Raw genomic sequence first — 19,530 nt, 5'->3', positions numbered from 1 at the left:
TGTCACGCAAACACGTCCTCAGGATAACCCACGCCCGTCAGATACAGCCCCTCGGGTGGCGCGACAGGCCCACAGGCGGCGCGGTCGCGGGCCGCAAGGGCCGCGCGCAGGTCCTCGGGCGACCATGCGCGCGCTCCCACCCGCTCCAGCGTGCCCACGATCGAGCGCACCTGATTGTGCAGGAACGACCGCGCGCGCAGATGAAACACGATCTCGCGGCCATTGGGCTGTGCGACTTCTTCCACCACCACTTGGTCGAGCGTCTTGACCGGGCTTTGCGCCTGACAGTGCACCGCGCGGAAAGTGGTGAAATCGTGCCTCCCGACGAGATGGGCGGCCCCCGCGCGCATGGCCGAGACGTCCAGATCATGCTTCACCTGCCACGCCTGCCCGCGCGCATGCACCAGCGGCGCCCGGCGGCAGATCACGCGGTAGGTATAGCGCCGCTCGATCGCCGAAAAGCGCGCGTGCCAGTCACCCGGCACATGAGCGCAGGCCACGACCGCGACAGGGGCGGGTTTCAGATGCCAGTTCACCGCCTCGGACAGGCGGAAAGGGTCCCAATCGCGGGTCATGTCGGCATGCGCGACCTGACCCAAAGCATGCACCCCCGCATCGGTCCGCCCCGCCGCCGCAACCGAGGGCACGTCGTGTTCCAACGCGGCCAGCGCCGCCTCCAGCGCGCCTTGAACGCTGGGCTGGTCGGTCTGTCGCTGCCACCCGGCAAAAGGTTCGCCGTCGTATTCGAGTTTCAGGGCATATCTGGGCATGGGCGGCACTTAGGCCCAAAGCCGCGCCCGCGCCAAGGGGGAAGCCACAGGTCAATCGCCCCCTCGCAATGGCGACACGCGATGCTTACTCTCGGGAGGAATGCACGAAAGGGGCCAGTGCCGTGGTCATCGGAACCATCGCCGACGCAGTCGGACGCCAGATCGAGGGCGTGGCCCGAGGCATGTCGGGCCTGTTCTTCGAGCCGGTGATACGGTTGGGCGTGACCGGCCTCAGCCGGGCGGGTAAGACGGTGTTCATCACCTCGCTGGTCGCCAACCTGCTGGATCGGGGCCGGATGCCGGGACTTGCGGCCGCGCGTTCGGGACGGATCGAGGCGGCATTCCTGCAGCCCCAGCCCGACGATACCGTGCCGCGCTTCGATTTCGAGACCCATCTGGCCGCCCTGACCGGCCCCACGCCGCATTGGCCCGAGAGCACGCGGTCTGTCTCGGAACTGCGCCTGTCGCTGCGGGTGCGGCCAACGGGGCTGTTGGGCGGCGTGTCGGGGCCACGCACCGTCCATCTGGACATCGTGGACTACCCCGGCGAATGGCTTCTGGATCTGGCGCTGCTCGAGCAGGATTTCGCAAGCTGGTCCGCGCAGGCCCTGACGCGGGCCGAGGCGCGCTTCGAGGCCGCGGCCTACCGAGCGCGATTGGAGGCGACGGACCCGACAGCGCCCCTGATGGAACCCGCTGCGGCGGTGCTGGCGCGCGACTGGACCACCTATCTGCAGGCCGCACGGATCGCGGGCTATTCCGATTGCACGCCGGGCCGGTTCTTGCTGCCCGGCGATCTGGAGGGCTCGCCCGCGCTGACTTTCGCCCCATTGCCGCCCTCGGCCGCCCCGCGCGGGTCGCTGGCGCGCGAGTTTGCCCGCCGGTTCGAGGCCTACAAGGCGCAGGTGGTCAAGCCCTTCTTCCGCGCCCATTTCGCCCGTATCGACCGGCAGGTGGTGTTGGTCGACGCCCTTGGCGCGATCCATGCGGGTCCGCAGGCGCTGGAGGATCTGCGCCAGGCGCTGGCGGGCATCCTTGGCGCATTCCGGCCGGGTCGGACCGCGTTTCTCTCGGGCTTGCTGGGTGGAAAACGCGTCGATCGCATCCTCTTTGCGGCGACCAAGGCCGACCACCTTCACCACACCCAACACGACCGGCTGGCCGCGATCATGGCGGCGCTGGTCGCCGACGCGCGCCGCCGCGCCGATTTCGCGGGGGCGCAGACGCAGGCGATGGCCATCGCGGCCCTGCGCGCCACGGTGGAGGAGGTCCGCAGCGTGAACGGCGCCGAGATGGGGCTGGTGCGCGGCACGCTGCTGGACAGCGGCAAACAGGCCGCGCTGCATCCGGGCGACCTTCCGACGGATCCGGCGGCCCTGCTGACGCCCGCGCGGTCGGGGGCCGATCGCTGGCTCGATGGCGATTACGGCGTGATGCGCTTTGCGCCCGCGCCCCTGTCGCTGCGGCCGGGCGATGGCCCGCCCCATATCAGACTGGACCGGGCGGCGGAGTTCTTGCTGGGAGACAGGCTGTGAGGGCGGTCCTTCAAATTGGCCAAGCAAGGGGGGCGCTGCCCCCCGACGCCTTTGGCGCCTCCCCCCGGGATATTTTGGAAACAGAGAAGCAAGGAGGAGGTCCATGAGCGAGCGCAAGGGCCCGATCCTGATCGAGCTGGACGAGGGGCCGAAGGCTGCGCCGCAAGACGCGCCCCCCGTGCCCGATCCGATACCTGTGCCAGAGGGGCGGGCGATGCAGATGGCGGCGACACTGGCCGCGCGCCGACCCAACCGGCTGTCGCGGCTGTTTTGGGGAGCGTTGCTGGCGCTGGTGACCTTTGCGGCGTCGCTCGCGGCATGGGGCTTCGTGACAGGCCTGCTGGCGGCGAACCCGCTTCTTGGCGGGGTGGCGGCTGGGCTGGTGGGTCTGGTTCTTGTCACGCTGATCTTGATCGCGCTGCGCGAGGCAGCGGCTTTTGCACGGCTGGGCCGCCTTGATGATCTGCGTCGCGAGGCGGAGGCGGCCTTGTCGGCGGCGGATCTGCCTATGGCGCGGCGCGTGATGGCGCGGCTGGATGCGCTTTACCGGGCGCGGCCCGAGCTGGCGCTGGCGCGCGCCGAACTGGCGCAACGCGGGCTTGAGGTGCTGGACGCCGACAGCCTGCTGGCGCTGGCCGAGGCGCAGCTCTTGCTGCCGCTTGACGCGGCTGCCCGCGCCGAGGTGGAAGCCGCCGCGCGGCAGGTGGCGACCGTCACCGCGCTGGTGCCCATAGCACTTGCCGATGTGGTGGCCGCACTGACCGCCAATATCCGCATGATCCGGCGCATCGCCGAGATCTATGGCGGGCGGTCCGGCACGCTGGGGTCCTTGCGGCTGACGCGCGCGGTGCTGACCCATCTGGTCGCCACCGGGGCGGTGGCGATCGGCGATGATCTGATCGGGTCTGTCGCGGGCGGCTCGATCCTGTCCAAGGTCTCGCGCCGCTTTGGCGAGGGGGTGGTGAACGGGGCGCTGACCGCGCGCGTGGGCGTTGCCGCGATGGAGGTCTGCCGCCCACTGCCCTTTGGTGACAACCGTCGCCCGAGCGTTACATCGCTGGTCAGGCGGGCCCTGACCGGGCTGTTCGGGCAAAAGGAGTGAGCGCGAATGGAATCGCTGGCCGCAGACCTGCGCACGATGGTGCGCACGCCGCTACACCCTGACCACATCGAGGCGATGCGCCGCCTTGGCACCGAGGAGGTGATCGCGGCGGGCGCATTCCTCTATCACGCGGGTGATGTGCAGGACCGGCTCTGCCATGTGCTGGACGGCGAGCTTGAGGCGGTCGATGCCCGCACCGGCGCGCGCTACGGGGGTGCGACGCTGGGACCGGGGCAGTTCTTTGGCGATATCTCCTTTCTGTCGGGCAGCGCGCTGCAGTTCGGCGCGCGCGCGGTCAGCCCTACGCGGCTGTTGTGCGTGCCGCGCGCGGCGATGCTGGCGCTGATGGCGCGGATGCCGGAGATGTCGGACATCATCATCACCGTGCTGGCGGCGCGGCGGCGGCGCTTGCTGGAAAGCGGCGAGGCGAGCCTGACGCTGATCGGGGCCGAGGCCGACCGCACGATCCGCGAGATCGCCAGTTTCGCCGGGCGCAACCGCATCCCCTACCGGTCCCTCACGCTCGACGAACACGAGGCGGAGGTGGTCGCAGGTCAATGCGCGCTTGGGGGCGTGCGCCCGGCGGTCATTTTCGGAAAGGGCGAGGTGATCGCGGACCCCACGCCGCGCAAGCTGGCGGCACGTCTGGGGCTGGACCTGACCTTTGACGCGGAGGAGGTGCATGACGTGCTGATCGTGGGCGGCGGCCCGGCCGGGGTAGCGGCGGCCGTCTATGCCGGGTCCGAAGGGCTAGCGGCGCTGGTGCTGGAGGATCTGGCGATCGGCGGGCAGGCCGGAACCTCGAGCCGGATCGAGAATTACATGGGCTTTCCCACCGGCATCTCGGGGGCCGATCTGTGCTGGCGGGGCGAGGTGCAGGCGATGAAGTTCGGCACCCGCTTTGCCGTGCCGCGCCGGGCAAGCGGTCTGGCGCTGCGCGATGATGGCACGTTTTGCGTCACGCTCGACGATGGCTCCGAGACCAGCGCGCGCGCGCTGGTCGTTGCCACCGGCGTGCAGTACCGGCGTCTGCCGCTGGACCGGCTGGAGGACTTCGAGAGCGCGGGCATCTACTATGCCGCGACGGATGTGGAGGCGCGCTGGTGCCGCGACGCCGAGGTCGCGGTGATCGGCGGCGGCAATTCCGCCGGGCAGGCGGCGATGTTTCTGGCGCGGACCGCGCGCCATGTGCATGTGCTGGTGCGCGGGCCCTCGCTGGCGGCCTCCATGTCGCGCTATCTGTCGGACCGGATCGAGGCGCATCCGCGCATCACCGTGCATTACGGCACGCGCATGACCGCCCTGCACGGAGACGGCACGCTGGAGGCCGTCACGATCCGCACCGATGGCGCACAGCCCGCCGAGCGGCGGCTGGAGACGCCTGCGGTCTTTGTCATGGTGGGGGCAGCGCCCAACACGAGCTGGCTGTCGGGCCATGTCGCACTGGACGACAAGGGCTTCGTGCTGACCGGGCCCGCCGCTGGCGCGCGGTCGGCCTATGCGACCTCGCAACCCGGCATCTATGCCGTGGGCGATGTGCGCGCCGGGTCGGTCAAGCGGGTGGCAAGCGCCGTCGGCGAAGGCTCCGTCGTGATCAGCGAGGTCTGGGGGCATCTGAACCCACCCGAATGAGTGGCAGGCCTTGGCGGGTGACATCGCCCGGGGAACAGGGCATAGCCTGTGGCATGCCCCTGTCGCCCGATCCGTTCCGTCATCACCCCGGCCTGCGCGGCAAGGTCAAACCCTTCGCCACGTCTTATTTCCGCACCATCACCAGCGAGGCCGTGCGCGCCACACTGGCGCAGACGGGGATCGCGGAGGCATTCCCCTTTCACTCCGACGCATGGCGCGAGGCGCTGAGGGCCGAGGCGCTGGAGGGTCATCAAGGCGACCTGCTGATCTTTGCCTATGGCTCGCTGATCTGGGACCCGGCGCTGGATTTCACCGAGATCCGCCGCGCCCATGCGCCTTGCCATGCGCGCCGCTTCATCCTTGTGGACAGGCTGGGCGCGCGCGGCACCGCGAACGCGCCGGGGCTGATGGCGGCGCTGGACGAGGGGCCGGGTTGCGACGGGCTGGTGTTTCGCATCGCCGAGCACAAGGTCGAGGCCGAGACGGAAATCCTGTTTCGCCGCGAGATGATCGGGCCGGGCTATCACGCGCGGTTCATTCCTGTCGTCCTTGACGGGCAAGAGGTCCGCGCGCTGAGCTTCATCGCCGACCATGACGACCCGCTGATGCAGGCCGACATCAGCCGCGAGGACCAGATCCGCTTTGCCGCCACCGGCGCGGGGTTTCTGGGCACCAGCTTCGACTACCTTCAGAGCACGGTCGAGCATCTGGCCGAGGTGGGCATCGACGACCCCGATGCCAGCGACCTGCTGGCTGCCGTGCGGGCCTGGCGCGCCGGGGCGGGTCTACCGCCCCCGTGACAATCCCGCCCCGCCGGGGCAGAACGGGGCCATGACACAGAGCCACGCCGACCGCCCGCTTCTTGGCATCTTGCTGATGCTGGGGTTTTGCGTGCTGATCCCGTTTTCCGACGCGCTGGCCAAGCTGCTGGGGGGCGTGTTCCCGCTGTTGCAGCTGATCATCATCCGCTTTGTCGCGCAGGCGGGGCTGTTGTTGCCGCTGGCACTGGCGCGCGGCGCGGTGATCTTTCCCTCGGCCCGCGTGGTGCGGCTGGCGCTGGTGCGGACCTTGCTGCAGATCGGCGGGATATCCCTGATGTTCAGCGCGCTGCGGTTCCTGCCGCTGGCCGATGCGGTGGCCATCGCCTTCGTCATGCCCTTCATCATGCTGATCTTGGGCCGCTACATCTTGCACGAGGAGGTGGGGCCGCGCCGTCTGGCCGCCTGCGCGGTAGGCTTTGTCGGGACCATGATGGTGGTCCAGCCCAGTTTCGCCGCCGTGGGCTGGCCCGCGCTGCTGCCGCTGGCGGTTGCTGTGATCTTCGCCTTCTTCATGCTGGTGACGCGGCAGATCGCCAAGGAAATCGACCCGATCGCCCTGCAGGGGTTGGGCGGCATCCTTGGCCTGCCGATCCTCGTGCCGCTGCTGCTGTTGCCCGAGCTCGGCGGCACCCCGCCCCTGATCGGCTGGACCCCCCCGCCCGATGCGGGCGCGCTGTGGTTGCTGGTGGCACTGGGTATCACGGGGACGCTGGGGCACCTGCTGATGACATGGTCGCTGCGCTTTGCGCCCTCGGCCACGCTCGCGCCGATGCAATACTTGGAAATCCCGGTGGCGGCCGTCGTCGGGCTGGCGATCTTCGGTGAATTTCCCAACGGGCTGGCCTTGATCGGCATTGCCGTGACCATCGCCTCGGGCCTCTACATCGTGGTCCGCGAGCGCAACCTCAGCCGGGCGGCGGCGCGCGTGGCAACCCCCGCGCCTCCGGCGGGTTGATCCAGCGCAAGGCCGGGGACGATGCCCTGCCCTAGCGTGGTGCCATGCCCAGCGAACATGGTCACAGCCAGGCAGAGGTCGAAACCCGCATCGGCGCGCCTGCGGGCCGCGGCTACCTGCGCGACATGATCTATGGCGCGATCGACGGCGCGGTGACGACCTTCGCCATCGTCGCGGGTGTCGCGGGTGCGGGCCTGTCCACCGGCATCATCATTGCGCTTGGCCTTGCCAACCTGCTGGCTGACGGCTTCTCCATGGCGGCGGGCAATTATTCCGGCACCAAGGCCGAGAGTGACGATATCCGCCGCCTTGCCAGCGTGGAACGCCGCCACCTCGCCCAGAACCCCACGGGCGAGCGGCGCGAGATCCGGGAAATCCTGCGCCTCAAGGGCCTGAGCGGTGATGTGCTCGAGGCCGCGACAGACCAGATCTGCGCCGACAGCGAGGCGGCTGTCACCCTCATGCTCACCGATGAATACGGCCTTGCGCCGGTCGAGCCGCACCCGATGCGGGCGGCGCTCGCCACCTTCGGGGCCTTTATCGTCGCGGGGTCCGTGCCGCTTGCGCCCTTCGTGCTGGGACTCACCGATGCCTTCGCGCTGGCCGCCGGCATGACACTGTGCGTCTTCTTTGCCATCGGGGCCGGCAAAAGCCTGTGGTCGGAAACGCCTTGGTGGCGCTCGGGGCTGGAAACGCTGGCCATCGGCGGGGTGGCGGCGGGCGTGGCTTACGGCGTCGGATCGCTCTTTGCGCATTGATCTTTACGCAGCCGGGCACGCGGCCTATACCGACGCGCATGACACTCCGCCCTGCCATCGTCATTCGAATTAGCCGCCCGGCGCTCTGAGACCTGAGCCGCCGGGACATAGGTGCTTGAGCTATCGCACCGCCCCCACTATTCCCCGATTCGACCCGTTTGACGAGGAGCGCCCCGATGTGCGCCGATACCCCCGCTGTTGACTACAAAGACACGCTGAACCTGCCCGAGACAGAGTTTCCGATGCGCGCAGGCCTGCCCCAGCGCGAACCGGGCTGGCTGGCCCGCTGGGCGGAGATCGGCGTTTATGAGCGGCTGCGCGAGAAGGCAGAGGGGCGCAAGCCCTTCACCCTGCACGACGGCCCCCCCTACGCCAACGGCAACCTCCACATCGGGCATGCGCTGAACAAGATCCTCAAGGACATGGTCGTGCGGTCCCAGCAGATGTCGGGCCGCGATGCCCGCTACATCCCCGGCTGGGATTGCCACGGCCTGCCCATCGAATGGAAGATCGAGGAAGCCTATCGTGGCCGCGGGCAGGACAAGGACAAGGTCGATGTGGTCGACTTCCGGCAGGAATGCCGTCGCTTTGCCGAAGGCTGGATCGACGTCCAGCGCGAGGAGTTCAAGCGGCTGGGCATCACCGGAACATGGGACAAGCCCTACCTGACCATGGATTTCCACGCCGAGCGCGTGATCGCCGAGGAATTCCAGAAATTCCTGATGAACGGTGCGCTCTATCAAGGGTCAAAACCCGTGATGTGGTCGCCGGTTGAGAAGACAGCACTCGCCGAGGCGGAGGTGGAGTATCACGACCGCCAGACGGATGCGGTCTGGGTGCCGTTTGAGGTCGTTGGTCGCCGCGCGCAGATTGGCTTTCGAGCAGTCGGCGAAACCATCCCACTGCTGCCCGACGAGCAAGCAACCCCCGTCGACCCCCATTGGCCGTCGTATCAGGGTGTCAAGATCATCATCTGGACCACGACCCCCTGGACCCTGCCGCAGAACCGCGCGATCTGCTTCGGCCCAGACATCTCCTATGGCCTCTACGAAGTCATTGGCCGTCCGCAGGAAAGCTGGGTCACCATCGGCCACCGCTACCTGATCGCGGATAGACTCGCTCCAGAGGCGCTGGCCGCCATGCGGTTGGAGCCGTCGATGCACCGCCGCCTGCGCGACGTGACGGCCGAGGAACTGGCGTCGCTGACCTGTGCCCACCCGCTGAGGGGTGCGGTCGATCTGTCGGAACCAGAAGCAAATCGTTGGGACTACCCCGTCCCCCTCTTCCCCGGCGACCATGTCACCGATGACGCGGGCACCGGCTTTGTCCACACCGCCCCCAGCCACGGCGACGATGATTTCGAGATCGGGCGCAAGCACGGGCTGGAAATGACGTGGAACATCCTCGACGACAGCTCCTTCCGCGCCGACCTGCCCTTCTTTGCCGGCGAACAGATCATCCGCCCCAACGGCAAGCCCGGCACTGCCAACAAGGTCGTCATCGACAAGCTGGTCGAGCTTGGCAAGCTCTTGGCCCGCAAGCGCATCACCATCTCTGACGCGCACAGCTGGCGGTCCAAGGCCCCGGTCATCCGCCTCAACCGCCCGCAATGGTTCGCCGCGATCGACAAGCCGCTTGGCGACGGCATGGACACCTATGGCGAGACGATCCGCAGCCGCGCGCTGACCTCCATCGACCAGCTGGTGGACTGGACGCCCAAGACCGGGCGCAACCGGCTCTATTCGATGATCGAGGCGCGGCCCGACTGGGTGTTGTCGCGCCAGCGCGCCTGGGGCGTGCCGCTGACCTGCTTCACGAAAAAGGGCGCGGCGCCCTCCGACCCCGACTACCTGCTGCGCGACGCGTCCGTGAACGCCCGCATCCTCGACGCGTTCGAGGCCGAAGGGGCGGATGCCTGGTACAAGCCCGACGCCAAGGCGCGGTTCCTTGACGGCCTGCACGACGCGGACGCCTACGATCAGGTTTTCGACATCCTCGACGTCTGGTTCGACAGCGGCTCCACCCACGCCTTCGTCCTCCGCGACCGCGAGGACGGGTCCGAGGACGGCATCGCCGACCTGTATCTGGAAGGCACCGACCAGCATCGCGGCTGGTTCCATTCCTCCATGCTGCAGGCCTGCGGCACCATCGGGCGCGCGCCCTACCGGGGGGTTCTGACCCACGGCTTCACGCTGGACGAGAAGGGCATGAAGATGTCCAAGTCCATCGGCAACACCGTCGCCCCGCAGGAGGTCATCGACCAATACGGCGCCGACATCCTGCGGCTTTGGGTGGCGCAATCCGACTACACCGCCGACCTGCGGATCGGGCCGGAAATCCTCAAGGGCGTCGCCGACAGCTACCGCCGCTTGCGCAACACCATGCGCTTCCTGCTCGGCTCGCTTGGCGATGTGACGGCGGCGGATCGCGTGGACCCTGCCGACATGCCGGAGCTGGAACGCTGGGTGCTGCACCGGCTGTCGGAACTCGATGAGACCGTGCGCAAGGGCTACGCGGCCTACGACTTCCAGGGCGTATTCCAGGCGCTGTTCAATTTCGCCACCACGGACCTCTCGGCCTTCTACTTCGACATCCGCAAGGACGCGCTCTATTGCGACGGCGACACGCCCCGCAGGCGCGCCGCCCGCACCGTGCTGGAGATGCTGTTCGAGCGGCTGACCACGTGGCTTGCCCCGGTGCTGGTCTTCACCATGGAAGAGGTCTGGCTGGAACGGCACCCGGGCGACACCTCCAGCGTCCACTTGCAGGATTTCCCCGAAACGCCAGAGGCTTGGCGTGATGAAGCGCTCGCTTCGAAATGGGCCGAGATCCGCCGCGTCCGCCGCATCGTCACGGCAGCCCTTGAGGTGCAGCGCCGCGACAAGATCATCGGTGCATCGCTCGAAGCCGCTCCGCTGGTCCAGATCGCCGACCCCGCGCTTGCCGCCACAATCAAGGCCACCGACATGGCCGATCTGTGCATCACCAGCGGCCTGAGCGTGATGCAGGGCGAGCCGCAGGACGATGCCTTCCGCCTCGACGACCCTTCCATCGGAGTGGTCTTCCACAAGGCCGAGGGCGAGAAATGCCAGCGCTGCTGGCAGATCCTGCCCGATGTAGGCAGCCACGCCCATCCGGGCGTCTGCGCCCGCTGCGACGCGGCGCTAGGCTAAGCCAACCAGACGGGCGGCGCGGCTTGCGCGCGGCCCGTCACCGCCGCCTCGGCACAAGCGGCAATCCCCCCGAACCGCACCGCCCGCGCGCTGAGGCCCGGCGCGTAATGCGCGTATTTGCCGGAATTGGTCATCAGCGTGCGTGCCCCGGGCGGAAACACCGGCTCGGTGATCGAACACCAGCACAGGTCCGGGATGACCTGCACCCCCGCCCCCTCCAGCCGGGCGAGCAATCCATCGGCCCGCGCCCCCTCCAGCACGTCGCGCCCGACCGTCAGGATCGCAGCGACACCCGGCGCGCAGGACCGGCCCGCCAGTGCGGCATCGAACGCCCGCAATTCCGACAGCGCCGCATGCGGGCTGCCGATGGCGATCAGCTCCACCGCCTCGGGGCCCTGGTTGAACTCGGCCCAGGCCGCCGCGATATCTCCCCGCGTGATCTGCAGAACCGGCGCGCCGGGTCGGGGCGGAGCATCGCCCTCGGGCGTCACGCCCGCCACATGCAACAGCGCCGAGGCCGAGGTTGTGCCAAAGGCGGCACAGACCGCCCTCAGATCATCGGGCGAGGGCGACAGCCCGGCCACCCCCTGCAACACCGGCACCCGATCGGGCGCCAGCCGCCCCGCCAACCAGCCCAGCAGCGGCCAGAGCGCGTCATCGGCGCCATCGGGCGCGTCGACCTCGATCACCACCTCGGCCACCCGGTTGGCGTCAAGGTAGACGCCGGTTTCCGGAGCGCGGCCTGTCATGGCGATGAAGAGATCAAGGTAATCGGGGTGCTTGGCCGTGCGCGCGCCCAGCACCGAATTGGCATAGATCACGGCATTCGATTCCGACCAGCCGATGACCTCGCCTTGCGCGGGCACCGAAACGCCTTGGTAGGGTGCACAGGTAAAGGTGGGCGCGACGCCCATCCGTACATAGGCGTCCGCCAGCCGGCTCGCCTTGTTGCCGAACACGGGCGGAACGCCGCGGTCGCGCCAGCCCTGCCGGTCGACCGAGATGGCGTTGATCGTGGTGGGGATGGCGACCTGCGCCCCCATCTCGGCCATGGCTTCGGCGAAGATCAGGTTGGCGTCATGGGCGAGGATGCAGCCGTCGATATGGCCACGCGTGACGTCGATCAGCCGCGTGGCGCCTTGCACGGCGGCCATCGTCCCCAGCACCTCTTGCGCCAGTTGCACCGCCCGGCCCGCAGCCCCCTCCGATCGCGCAAGATCGCCTGCATCCAGCGCCAGATCGCCCGGCGTCACCGGCATGAGCGGCAGGTCGAGCGTCCCTGCCCGCAGACGGTCACCCGCGATCTCGGCATGGCTTTCACCCGCCAGCGCCGCATAGCTCGCCGCAGACAGCCGCAGCACCGCCAGCGGCCGGTCGAACATCCGCGCCGCGATCAGCGCGCCCAGCGTCAGAACCTCCTCCGCCTCGCGGAACACCAGCGCTGCGGGTGCATGCCCCGACAGCGCCAGCTGCAGCAGCACCCCGCTGCCCGAACACGACCCCCGGCTGGTGGGCATCAGCACGATCCGCCCGGCCAGACCCTCGCCATGGGCGGGGTGATGCGCGTCGATCACGCGACCCGTGTCGGGATCGACCCCGCCCCAGAAACTGATGCCTTCGTCAAAGGCGATGACCTCGCCCGCGGCCTGCGCGGTCAGGATGATCCGGTCGATGGTCTGCATGGCGTCCCCAAGGTGCTGCGGCATCGCGCCCCCGGGCGCCCCGCTGCACGCTGACCTGTGCACGGGGCCTGTGCAAGAGCGGCTGTTGGGGAATCGGCGTTCGGGGCCTATGTCTTGGTCAAAGATGACCGTGCACCGAACAGGGACCCCACCGCGATGACCGAGAGCTATACCCCCCCCAAAGTCTGGATCTGGGACAAGGAGAACGGCGGCAAATGGGCCGGCCTGAACCGTCCCATCGCTGGCGCCACCCATGAGAAGGATTTGCCGGTCGGCAAGCACCCGTTCCAGCTTTACAGCCTTGCCACCCCCAACGGGGTGAAGGTCACGGTGATGTTCGAGGAGTTGCTCGCCGCGGGCCATGCCGCCGAGTACGACGCATGGCTCATCCGCATTGGCGATGGTAACCAGTTCGGGTCCGGCTTTGTCGAGATCAACCCCAACTCCAAGATCCCCGCGCTTGTCGACCGCTCGGGCGACAGCCCCGTCCGCGTGTTCGAATCCGCCGCGATCCTGATGCATCTGGCCGAGAAATTCGACGCTTTCCTCGGACGGCCCGAAGACCGGCCCGAGCTTCTGTCTTGGGTCATGTGGCAGATGGGTTCCGCCCCCTACCTCGGCGGCGGCTTCGGCCATTTCTACGCCTATGCCCCCTACCCGATGGAATACCCGATCAACCGCTTCGCGATGGAGGCCAAGCGCCAGATGGATGTCCTGAACCGCCATCTGGAGGGACGCACTTGGATGGTCGGCGACCAGTTCACCATCGCCGACATGGCGATCTGCCCCTGGTATGGGCGGCTGGCCCTGGGCGAGGCCTATGAGGCGGGCGAGTTCCTCTCCGTCCACGAATACCCCAACGTCATCGCCTGGGCCGAACGCTTCTTTGCCCGCCCCGCTGTCCAGCGCGGGCGCATGGTCAACCGCACCTACGGCCCGCCCGAAATGCAGCTTTGGGAACGCCACGACGCCTCGGATTTCGACACCAAGACCCAAGACAAGGTGAAGGCGGCCGAGTGATCGCGGACACGGCCATCGCCGACGCGCTGATGGACCTTGCCCAGCAGCGGGGCGCCGGGGCCTCGTTCTGCCCGAGCGAGGCCGCCCGCGCGCTCTCGGACGACTGGCGCCCCTTGATGCCCGAGGTGCGCCGCGTGGCGGCAGGCCTGCCGCTTGTGGCCACGCAAAAGGGCGCGCCGGTCGACCCCATGACCGCGCGCGGTCCGATCCGGCTGCGGCTCGCGCCATGACGCGCGCAGCACTCGACACCCCGCTCGGCCCGGTCTGGGTCGAGGCGCAGGGCGCGTCCATCACCGCGAGCGGCTGGGGCGAGGCGGGGCGCGCGCCGGATGATCCGCTGCTGATCACGGCATTGGCGCAACTGTCCGCCTATTTCGGCGGAACGGCGGCGGGGTTCGACCTGCCGCTGGCCCATGGTCGCACCGGGCTGCAGGCCGCGGTTCTGGCCGCGCTTGGGGACATCCCCTTTGGCGAGACGCGCACCTATGGCGATCTGTCCAAAATTCTCGGGGCGCCCGCGCAGGCCATCGGTCAGGCCTGCGGCGCCAACCCGCTGCCGATCCTGATCCCCTGTCACCGGGTTCTGTCGGCTACGGGTCTTGGCGGCTTCAGCGCGCCGGGCGGGGTGGAGGCCAAGGTCTGGCTTCTGCGCCACGAAGGCGCGGCGGGGCTGCTGATCTGACCACCGCCGGAAAACGGCGGTTTTTCCGCCCGTTCACCTAACGGAAGTCGCCCGCCTCAAAAAAAGCCGATCAACTCACAGGCTTGCCCACAGGCTCAGGCCGGGGTCCATTTCACTTTTGCATCGCCCGCCTGCATCTCGCCCGCCGCACGGTCGAACCGCAGATAAGCGATGCCGCGCCCGCCCGCCTGCGTATATAGCACGCCCGCCTCGCGCTCGCCCGCCATGATGGGCGTTCCCACCGGCGCGGTTCCCTCAACGTCAACCGTCTCCAGCCCCTTGCGCAATTCCGTCTTGTGCTTCATCCGCGCCGTCACCTCCTGGCCGACATAGCAGCCCTTGCGGTGATCGACGCCCGACAGCCGGTCGAACCCCGCCTCGAGGATGTAGCTGTCATCCGGGATCAACTCGACGCCCGTCTCCGGGATGCAGGCCGCCACGCGCAGCGCGTCCCAATCCACGACCGGGTCGTCCCCCTCCATCCCGTAGCCGCGCCAGCCAAGGGTCGGGTCACGCGGATCGGCGACACACCCCTCCGGCGCAGGCCCAAGGCCGCGCACGACCGACAGCCCGCTGTCCTCGATCACGACATCCGCACGCAACCGGTACATTGCCAGCCGCTGCGCCAGCTTGGGGCCGAAATCTGCCTTGACGTCGAGCAAGATATCCTCGCGCCGGTTCAGCAAGAAGAAATCGGCCAGATATTTGCCCTGCGGCGTCAAAAGCGCGGAATAAACCAGCCCGCTGCCCGCCGCGCCCACGTCACGTGTGACCAGACCGTGCAGGAATTTGTCCCGGTCCGCCCCCGCAATCCTGAGGACCATGCGATCTGTTGCCCGTTCTCCCGGCATCATCACCTCCGCTGAACTGTGATCTCACAGCTAATCATCTCTGCGACCCGCGCCAAGCACGTGCGGTGATTGACCCTGCCTGACGCGCGCTTTACCGCTATGATGTCCGCGAAAAAGGAAGCCCGACATGAGCCTTGCCAATGGCCGCCACTATCTTGCAATCCCCGGCCCCTCGGTCATGCCCGACCGTGTGCTGCAAGCCATGCATCGCCCCGCCCCCAATATCTACACTGGCGAGATGGTCGAGTTGACCCACAGCCTTGTCCCCGACCTCAAGGCAATCGCGCGCACGAAACACCATGTCGCCATGTACATCGCCAACGGCCATGGCGCGTGGGAAGCGGCATTGGTCAACACGCTGTCGCGCGGCGACACGATCTTGATCCTTGGCACAGGGCGGTTCTGCCTTGGCTGGGGCGAAATGGCCAAGGCCATGGGCATCGACTGCCAGATCATCGATTTCGGGCAGCGGTCCGACATCGACATGGAGCAGGTGGCCGCGGCGCTGGCAGCCGACACAGCGCACAAGATCAAGGCGGTTCTGGCCGTGCAGGTCGACACCTCGACCAGCGTCAGGAACGACATTCCCGCCCTGCGCCAGACGCTGGACGCCGCCGGGCACCCGGCGCTGCTGTTCTCGGACAATATCGCCTGCCTTGCCTGCGATGAGTTCCACATGGATGACTGGGGCGTCGACGTGATGGTTACGGGCAGCCAGAAGGGCCTGATGACGCCGCCCGGCATGGCCTTCGTGTTCTTCAACGACAAGGCAGATGAGGCCCGCGCAAAGGCCAATCTGGTCACGCCCTATTGGGATTGGCGGCCGCGGTCGGCACCCGATGAATATTACCGCTATTTCAACGGCACCGCGCCGACCCATCACCTGTTCGGCCTGCGCACCGCGCTTGACATGATCAAGGAAGAGGGGCTGGAAAATGTCTGGGCGCGGCATGCCACGCTTGCGCGCGCGGTCTGGGCCGCGGTCGAGGTCTGGGGGCAAGCAGGCCCCACACGTCCCAATATCGCCGCCGAGCAAAAGCGCAGCCATGCGGTGACCACGGTGAATTTCGGCGAGGGCAACGGCCAGCGCCTGCGGGACTGGATGACGGCCAATGCGGGCGTGACGCTGGGCATCCCGCTGGGTGGCGTCGAGGGGGCCGGCGGCCGGAAAGAGGATTACCTGAGGATCGGCCACATGGGGCATGTGAATGCCCATATGGTGCTGGGCCTGTTGGCGAACCTTCAGGCCGGCATGGCCGCGATGCAGATCCCGCATGGGCCGACCGGCCTTGAGGCGGCGATCAACGTGATCGCCGAGGGCTGAGGCGGCTCAATAGCCGTTGCGCGCCAGCCAGTCGCGCATGAAGGCGATCTCTGTCTCTTGCGCGGCGATGATCTCTTCGGCCAAGGCGCGGACCTCGGGGTCCTCGCCATGCTCCAGCACCACGCGGGCCATGGCGACGGCGCCTTCGTGGTGGGGGATCATGCCGCGGATGAAATCGGTATCCGCGTCGCCCGTATAGGTGATGTCCATGTCCATATGCATGGTGTCGTTGACGGCGCGATAGGCATCCTCGGCCGGGCCGGTCGAGGTGCTGACCCCGTGACCGCCATGCCCGCCATGGGCCGAGTGATCCATCTGCGCCAAAGCGACGGCCCCGGCCAGACCGGCGGCGGCAAGCGTGGCAAGGGCAAGGATGGCGGTGCGGGTCATGATCGGTCTCTCCTGTTGCGGTGGCTCCGCCCTTCGGGGGTTCCAGCGGGGGGAAGGCAACTCACGAAACCGTGATATCCGCCGCACCGGCCAGCGCCTTGGGAAGGGCGGCGGCGAACAGGTCAAGATCAGCCTCGGTGCCGACGGAGACGCGGATGCAGCGATCTTGCGGCGGGGTGAAGGGCATGCGCACGAAAAGCCCCTGCGCCACAAGGCTCGCAAGCACCGCGCGGGCAAAGGCGCCGTCCCGACCGCAATCGATGGTCACGAAATTGGTGGCCGACGCTAGCGGGACCAGCCCGTTTTGCCGCGCGATGGAACCGATCCGGTCGCGGGCTGCGATGATGCGGGCCACCGTGGCGCTCAGATGCTCCTGATCGGCCAACGCGGCCAGCGCGCCCGCCTGCGCCACCCTGCCAAGGCCGAAATGATTGCGGATCTTGTTAAAGCTGGTGATGAGATCGCCATGCGCCAGCGCGTAGCCCACGCGCAGGCCCGCCAGACCGTAAGCCTTGGAAAAGGTGCGGAAGCGGATCACGCGCGGGTGGGTCATGTCGAGCGGCGGGATGGCACCCTCGGGCGCGGTGTCGGCATAGGCCTCATCGAGCGCAAGCACCGTTCCGGCAGGCAGGGCATCGATCATGGCCTGCACTGTGGCCGCGTCATGCCAACTGCCCATCGGGTTGTCGGGATTGGCGAGATAGACCAGCTTGGCGTCGACCTCTGCAGCCTTGGCCAAAAGCGCCCGAGGGTCCTCATGGTCGCCCGCATAAGGCACCTTGTGCAGCGCGCCACCAAAGCCCGTCACATGGTAGTTGAAGGTCGGATACGCGCCATCGGAGGTGACGACCGTATCGCCGTTTGCCACCAGCAGGCGCACCAGATAGCCCAAAAGCCCGTCGATGCCTTCGCCCACCACCACATTGGCGGCCGTCACGCCATGGTGCGAAGCAATCGCTTCGCGCAGCTCGAACACCTCGGGATCGCCATACATCCACGCGTCCTTGGCGGCATCGGCCATGGCAGCGACTGCCCGAGGCGATGGGCCAAACACGCTTTCGTTGGCGCCAAGCCGCGCGGCAAAACCGGCTCCGCGGGCGCGTTCCTGCGTCTCGGGGCCGACGAAGGGCACGGAGGCGGGCAAGGATTGGACAAGGGCGGTATGGCGGGGCTGTGTCATGGGCTGTTTGTAAGCCCGAAAACCGGCGGCCGCGCAAGAGGCGCTCAGGCGTCGCGGGTCCGGTCCAGATAGGCGCGCAGCGCGGTCAGATGCGGCAAGACGGCGGCGATATCCTTGGCCGGAAATACGGCGGCCAGTTCGACCATGTCGGGCGTCAGCAGCCCGATGGCCTCGGCGTGAAAGGTGCGACCGGCCTCGGTGATCCAGACGCGCTTGGACCGCCCGTCGTCGGGGTTGGGGCGCATTTGGGTCCAGCCCCGCGCCTCCAGTAGAGACAGTGTGTGGCTGAGCGTCGTCTTGGGCACCTGAAAGGCGCGCGCGATGTCCAGCGGCGTGCGCCCGTCGCCCACCCGCAGCAGGTGGTTCAGCACCGCGAAATGCGACACCAGCACGCCTTTGGGCAGCCGCGCCTCGAACCGGGCGCGGCTCAGCTGTTCGATGATGGCGATCTCGTTGAACAGCGTGAAAAAGGTCCGGATGTCGCCGGGTTTATCCGACAATCTTGTCCTCCAAGGGCCAACGCGGGCTGGGCGGCACCTGCGGCCCGTACCCCACGCGCGCCCACATTTGCACGGTTCCACCATCCGGGGCCAGCCTGCCGTGGATATCAGCATAAGGGCCCGCCATCTCGGGGAACTCCTGCAAGGCCTGACTCAAGGGTTGCAGGCCAAGGCCCAGTTCGGTTGCGGCAAGATTGATGCGCACCCAATCCTGTCCGGCGCGGATCTGGTCTGTGCGCGTGTTGCCGGGCGTGACCTGCCACAGATGCGCCATGGCAGATTGGAAATTCGCGGCGAAGGCGGCATCGGCGCTGCGCGCGACCAGCCCTTCGGTGTCCATAGCCGCCTCGCGGGTGAACAGGCCCGCACGGCGCAACGTTTCGAACATCGGCCCGGTGAAATCGAGACCGTCCGGGTTGGCATCCACCTCGTGCCGCCCGATGCGGAACAGATCGACGGATTCGCGCAAGGTGCGTTCGGTGGCAAACTCGATCCGCATGGCGTGCAGGGACAGCTCGCGCAAGGCCGCCACCTCTGCGGGGTCGTTGGTGTGGCCCATGCCATAGGCGGCGGCCGCCTGCGCGATCCGGGCCAGGGCCTCGGTCGAAACCGGGCGCGCAGTGTCATATGGCTCCTTGTTCGACCGTCGGTGCGGCACCTGCGCAAAAAGCGGGTCGGGCGCGGCTGTCGTGGGCGCAAAGCGGCAGATGGCGACGGGGCCTGCGCCCAGCGCCTGCGGGTCTTCGCCATCGGGGAAAAGGTCGAAGGTGACCTCAAGCCCATCCTCAAGGGCCGCCAAACGCAGGATCTCAAGGAAACATCCCAGCCCGATGGTGATCTGGCGGCTGAACGGGTCGGTGTGCGGCAAGAGCCTGTCGCGGTCGACGAACAGGATCGCCGTGTCCGGTTGCGACAGGTCCACCAGCCACGGCTGGCGGTTGTGCGGGTTGGGCGCAAGGATCGCCCAGCTCAGCGCGCGCATCCGCGGGTCGGCGTATCGACCCGCAGCGGCCCATGGGGCGCTGGCCGTGCGTGGCAGGCGGGTGACGTCATAGGCAAGGGCAGCGGTGGCGGCGACGATCACGCCACCCCCGATCAGGGCCAGCGTCTTGCGGCGGGAGAGGGTCATGGCAGGCTCCATATTGATACGATATC

Annotated in this window: 18 protein-coding genes; 11 read left to right on the top strand and 7 right to left on the bottom strand. The window is 68.0% G+C overall.

Annotated elements, in window-relative coordinates; translation table 11 throughout:
• Positions 1-2: 2 nt before the first annotated feature.
• Positions 3-770 (bottom strand): tRNA pseudouridine(38-40) synthase TruA, encoded by a 768-nt coding sequence (truA, locus tag C7455_RS07435; RefSeq protein WP_109667011.1) that lies wholly within the window; start codon positions 768-770, stop codon positions 3-5.
• 122 nt (positions 771-892) lie between these two features.
• Here truA and C7455_RS07430 point away from each other — a divergent pair, with 122 nt between their 5' ends.
• The 7 genes from C7455_RS07430 (at position 893) to ileS (ending at position 10,746) form a co-directional block, all read left to right on the top strand.
• Positions 893-2,305, top strand: coding sequence for a YcjX family GTP-binding protein (locus C7455_RS07430; RefSeq protein ID WP_170119024.1), 1,413 nt, complete (start codon positions 893-895; stop codon positions 2,303-2,305).
• Between the two features lie 103 nt (positions 2,306-2,408).
• A complete protein-coding gene (locus C7455_RS07425; RefSeq protein WP_109667009.1) occupies positions 2,409-3,407 on the top strand; it encodes a YcjF family protein in 999 nt (332 codons plus the stop codon).
• 6 nt (positions 3,408-3,413) lie between these two features.
• Positions 3,414-5,039 (top strand): FAD-dependent oxidoreductase, encoded by a 1,626-nt coding sequence (locus tag C7455_RS07420; RefSeq protein ID WP_109667007.1) that lies wholly within the window; start codon positions 3,414-3,416, stop codon positions 5,037-5,039.
• A gap of 17 nt (positions 5,040-5,056) precedes the next feature.
• Complete coding sequence (locus C7455_RS07415) at positions 5,057-5,839, top strand: gamma-glutamylcyclotransferase (RefSeq protein ID WP_170119023.1); 783 nt, start codon at positions 5,057-5,059, stop codon at positions 5,837-5,839.
• A 31-nt stretch (positions 5,840-5,870) separates the two neighbouring features.
• The gene (locus C7455_RS07410; protein ID WP_109667527.1) at positions 5,871-6,815 is read left to right on the top strand and encodes a DMT family transporter; all 945 of its coding nucleotides are present in this window, start codon (positions 5,871-5,873) and stop codon (positions 6,813-6,815) included.
• Between the two features lie 44 nt (positions 6,816-6,859).
• Positions 6,860-7,573 carry a VIT1/CCC1 transporter family protein gene (locus tag C7455_RS07405; protein WP_109667003.1) on the top strand — a complete coding sequence of 238 codons (714 nt, stop codon included), beginning with the start codon at positions 6,860-6,862 and terminating at the stop codon, positions 7,571-7,573.
• A gap of 176 nt (positions 7,574-7,749) precedes the next feature.
• A complete protein-coding gene (ileS, locus tag C7455_RS07400) occupies positions 7,750-10,746 on the top strand; it encodes an isoleucine--tRNA ligase (protein ID WP_109667001.1) in 2,997 nt (998 codons plus the stop codon).
• Here ileS and lhpI read toward each other — a convergent pair.
• Complete coding sequence (lhpI, locus tag C7455_RS07395; RefSeq protein WP_245904258.1) at positions 10,743-12,452, bottom strand: cis-3-hydroxy-L-proline dehydratase; 1,710 nt, start codon at positions 12,450-12,452, stop codon at positions 10,743-10,745. The genes ileS and lhpI overlap by 4 nt on opposite strands.
• Positions 12,453-12,584: 132 nt before the next feature.
• Here lhpI and yghU point away from each other — a divergent pair, with 132 nt between their 5' ends.
• Genes yghU through C7455_RS07380 form a run of 3 tightly spaced genes read left to right on the top strand, consistent with a single transcriptional unit; the run spans position 12,585 to position 14,130 of the window.
• Positions 12,585-13,448: a glutathione-dependent disulfide-bond oxidoreductase gene (yghU, locus tag C7455_RS07390; RefSeq protein ID WP_109666997.1), complete on the top strand. Its 864-nt coding sequence runs from the start codon at positions 12,585-12,587 to the stop codon at positions 13,446-13,448.
• Positions 13,449-13,477: 29 nt separating this feature from the next.
• Positions 13,478-13,678, top strand: a complete 201-nt coding sequence (locus C7455_RS07385; RefSeq protein WP_245904274.1) for a DUF3253 domain-containing protein — start codon at positions 13,478-13,480, stop codon at positions 13,676-13,678.
• On the top strand, positions 13,675-14,130 hold the full coding sequence (locus tag C7455_RS07380; RefSeq protein WP_109666995.1) for a methylated-DNA--[protein]-cysteine S-methyltransferase: 456 nt from the start codon (positions 13,675-13,677) through the stop codon (positions 14,128-14,130). Before C7455_RS07385 ends, C7455_RS07380 begins: the two co-directional genes overlap by 4 nt.
• Positions 14,131-14,225: 95 nt before the next feature.
• Here C7455_RS07380 and ygfZ read toward each other — a convergent pair whose 3' ends face one another.
• A complete protein-coding gene (gene ygfZ, locus C7455_RS07375) occupies positions 14,226-14,954 on the bottom strand; it encodes a CAF17-like 4Fe-4S cluster assembly/insertion protein YgfZ (protein ID WP_245904257.1) in 729 nt (242 codons plus the stop codon).
• A gap of 154 nt (positions 14,955-15,108) precedes the next feature.
• On the opposite strand from ygfZ, the gene C7455_RS07370 reads away from it, so the two are divergent.
• On the top strand, positions 15,109-16,305 hold the full coding sequence (locus C7455_RS07370; RefSeq protein ID WP_109666993.1) for a pyridoxal-phosphate-dependent aminotransferase family protein: 1,197 nt from the start codon (positions 15,109-15,111) through the stop codon (positions 16,303-16,305).
• Positions 16,306-16,311: 6 nt separating this feature from the next.
• Here C7455_RS07370 and copM read toward each other — a convergent pair whose 3' ends face one another.
• The 4 genes from copM to C7455_RS07350 all read right to left on the bottom strand — a co-directional run bounded on the left by copM (position 16,312) and on the right by C7455_RS07350 (position 19,504).
• A complete protein-coding gene (gene copM, locus C7455_RS07365) occupies positions 16,312-16,695 on the bottom strand; it encodes a CopM family metallochaperone (protein ID WP_109666991.1) in 384 nt (127 codons plus the stop codon).
• Between the two features lie 61 nt (positions 16,696-16,756).
• Positions 16,757-17,875: a pyridoxal phosphate-dependent aminotransferase gene (locus C7455_RS07360; protein WP_109666989.1), complete on the bottom strand. Its 1,119-nt coding sequence runs from the start codon at positions 17,873-17,875 to the stop codon at positions 16,757-16,759.
• 44 nt (positions 17,876-17,919) lie between these two features.
• Positions 17,920-18,375 (bottom strand): MarR family winged helix-turn-helix transcriptional regulator, encoded by a 456-nt coding sequence (locus tag C7455_RS07355; RefSeq protein WP_245904256.1) that lies wholly within the window; start codon positions 18,373-18,375, stop codon positions 17,920-17,922.
• The gene (locus C7455_RS07350) at positions 18,365-19,504 is read right to left on the bottom strand and encodes an Acg family FMN-binding oxidoreductase (protein WP_109667522.1); all 1,140 of its coding nucleotides are present in this window, start codon (positions 19,502-19,504) and stop codon (positions 18,365-18,367) included. The genes C7455_RS07355 and C7455_RS07350 overlap by 11 nt, the downstream gene beginning before the upstream one ends.
• Between the last annotated feature and the right edge of the window lie 26 nt (positions 19,505-19,530).

Source organism: Roseicyclus mahoneyensis (assembly GCF_003148775.1).
Classification (GTDB): domain Bacteria; phylum Pseudomonadota; class Alphaproteobacteria; order Rhodobacterales; family Rhodobacteraceae; genus Roseicyclus; species Roseicyclus mahoneyensis.
Note: the sequence above shows the minus strand (reverse complement) of the source record. Positions and strands in the feature narration are given on the sequence as shown.

Bases quoted from the DNA above. Each gene is read 5' to 3' on its own strand.
- truA (WP_109667011.1), bottom strand. From the start codon at position 770: ATGCCCAGATATGCCCTGAAACTCGAATACGACGGCGAACCTTTTGCC.
- C7455_RS07425 (WP_109667009.1), top strand. From the start codon at position 2,409: ATGAGCGAGCGCAAGGGCCCGATCCTGATCGAGCTGGACGAGGGGCCG.
- C7455_RS07420 (WP_109667007.1), top strand. From the start codon at position 3,414: ATGGAATCGCTGGCCGCAGACCTGCGCACGATGGTGCGCACGCCGCTA.
- C7455_RS07410 (WP_109667527.1), top strand. From the start codon at position 5,871: ATGACACAGAGCCACGCCGACCGCCCGCTTCTTGGCATCTTGCTGATG.
- C7455_RS07405 (WP_109667003.1), top strand. From the start codon at position 6,860: ATGCCCAGCGAACATGGTCACAGCCAGGCAGAGGTCGAAACCCGCATC.
- ileS (WP_109667001.1), top strand. From the start codon at position 7,750: ATGTGCGCCGATACCCCCGCTGTTGACTACAAAGACACGCTGAACCTG.
- lhpI (WP_245904258.1), bottom strand. From the start codon at position 12,452: ATGCCGCAGCACCTTGGGGACGCCATGCAGACCATCGACCGGATCATC.
- yghU (WP_109666997.1), top strand. From the start codon at position 12,585: ATGACCGAGAGCTATACCCCCCCCAAAGTCTGGATCTGGGACAAGGAG.
- C7455_RS07385 (WP_245904274.1), top strand. From the start codon at position 13,478: ATGGACCTTGCCCAGCAGCGGGGCGCCGGGGCCTCGTTCTGCCCGAGC.
- C7455_RS07380 (WP_109666995.1), top strand. From the start codon at position 13,675: ATGACGCGCGCAGCACTCGACACCCCGCTCGGCCCGGTCTGGGTCGAG.
- ygfZ (WP_245904257.1), bottom strand. From the start codon at position 14,954: ATGGTCCTCAGGATTGCGGGGGCGGACCGGGACAAATTCCTGCACGGT.
- C7455_RS07370 (WP_109666993.1), top strand. From the start codon at position 15,109: ATGAGCCTTGCCAATGGCCGCCACTATCTTGCAATCCCCGGCCCCTCG.
- copM (WP_109666991.1), bottom strand. From the start codon at position 16,695: ATGACCCGCACCGCCATCCTTGCCCTTGCCACGCTTGCCGCCGCCGGT.
- C7455_RS07360 (WP_109666989.1), bottom strand. From the start codon at position 17,875: ATGACACAGCCCCGCCATACCGCCCTTGTCCAATCCTTGCCCGCCTCC.
- C7455_RS07350 (WP_109667522.1), bottom strand. From the start codon at position 19,504: ATGACCCTCTCCCGCCGCAAGACGCTGGCCCTGATCGGGGGTGGCGTG.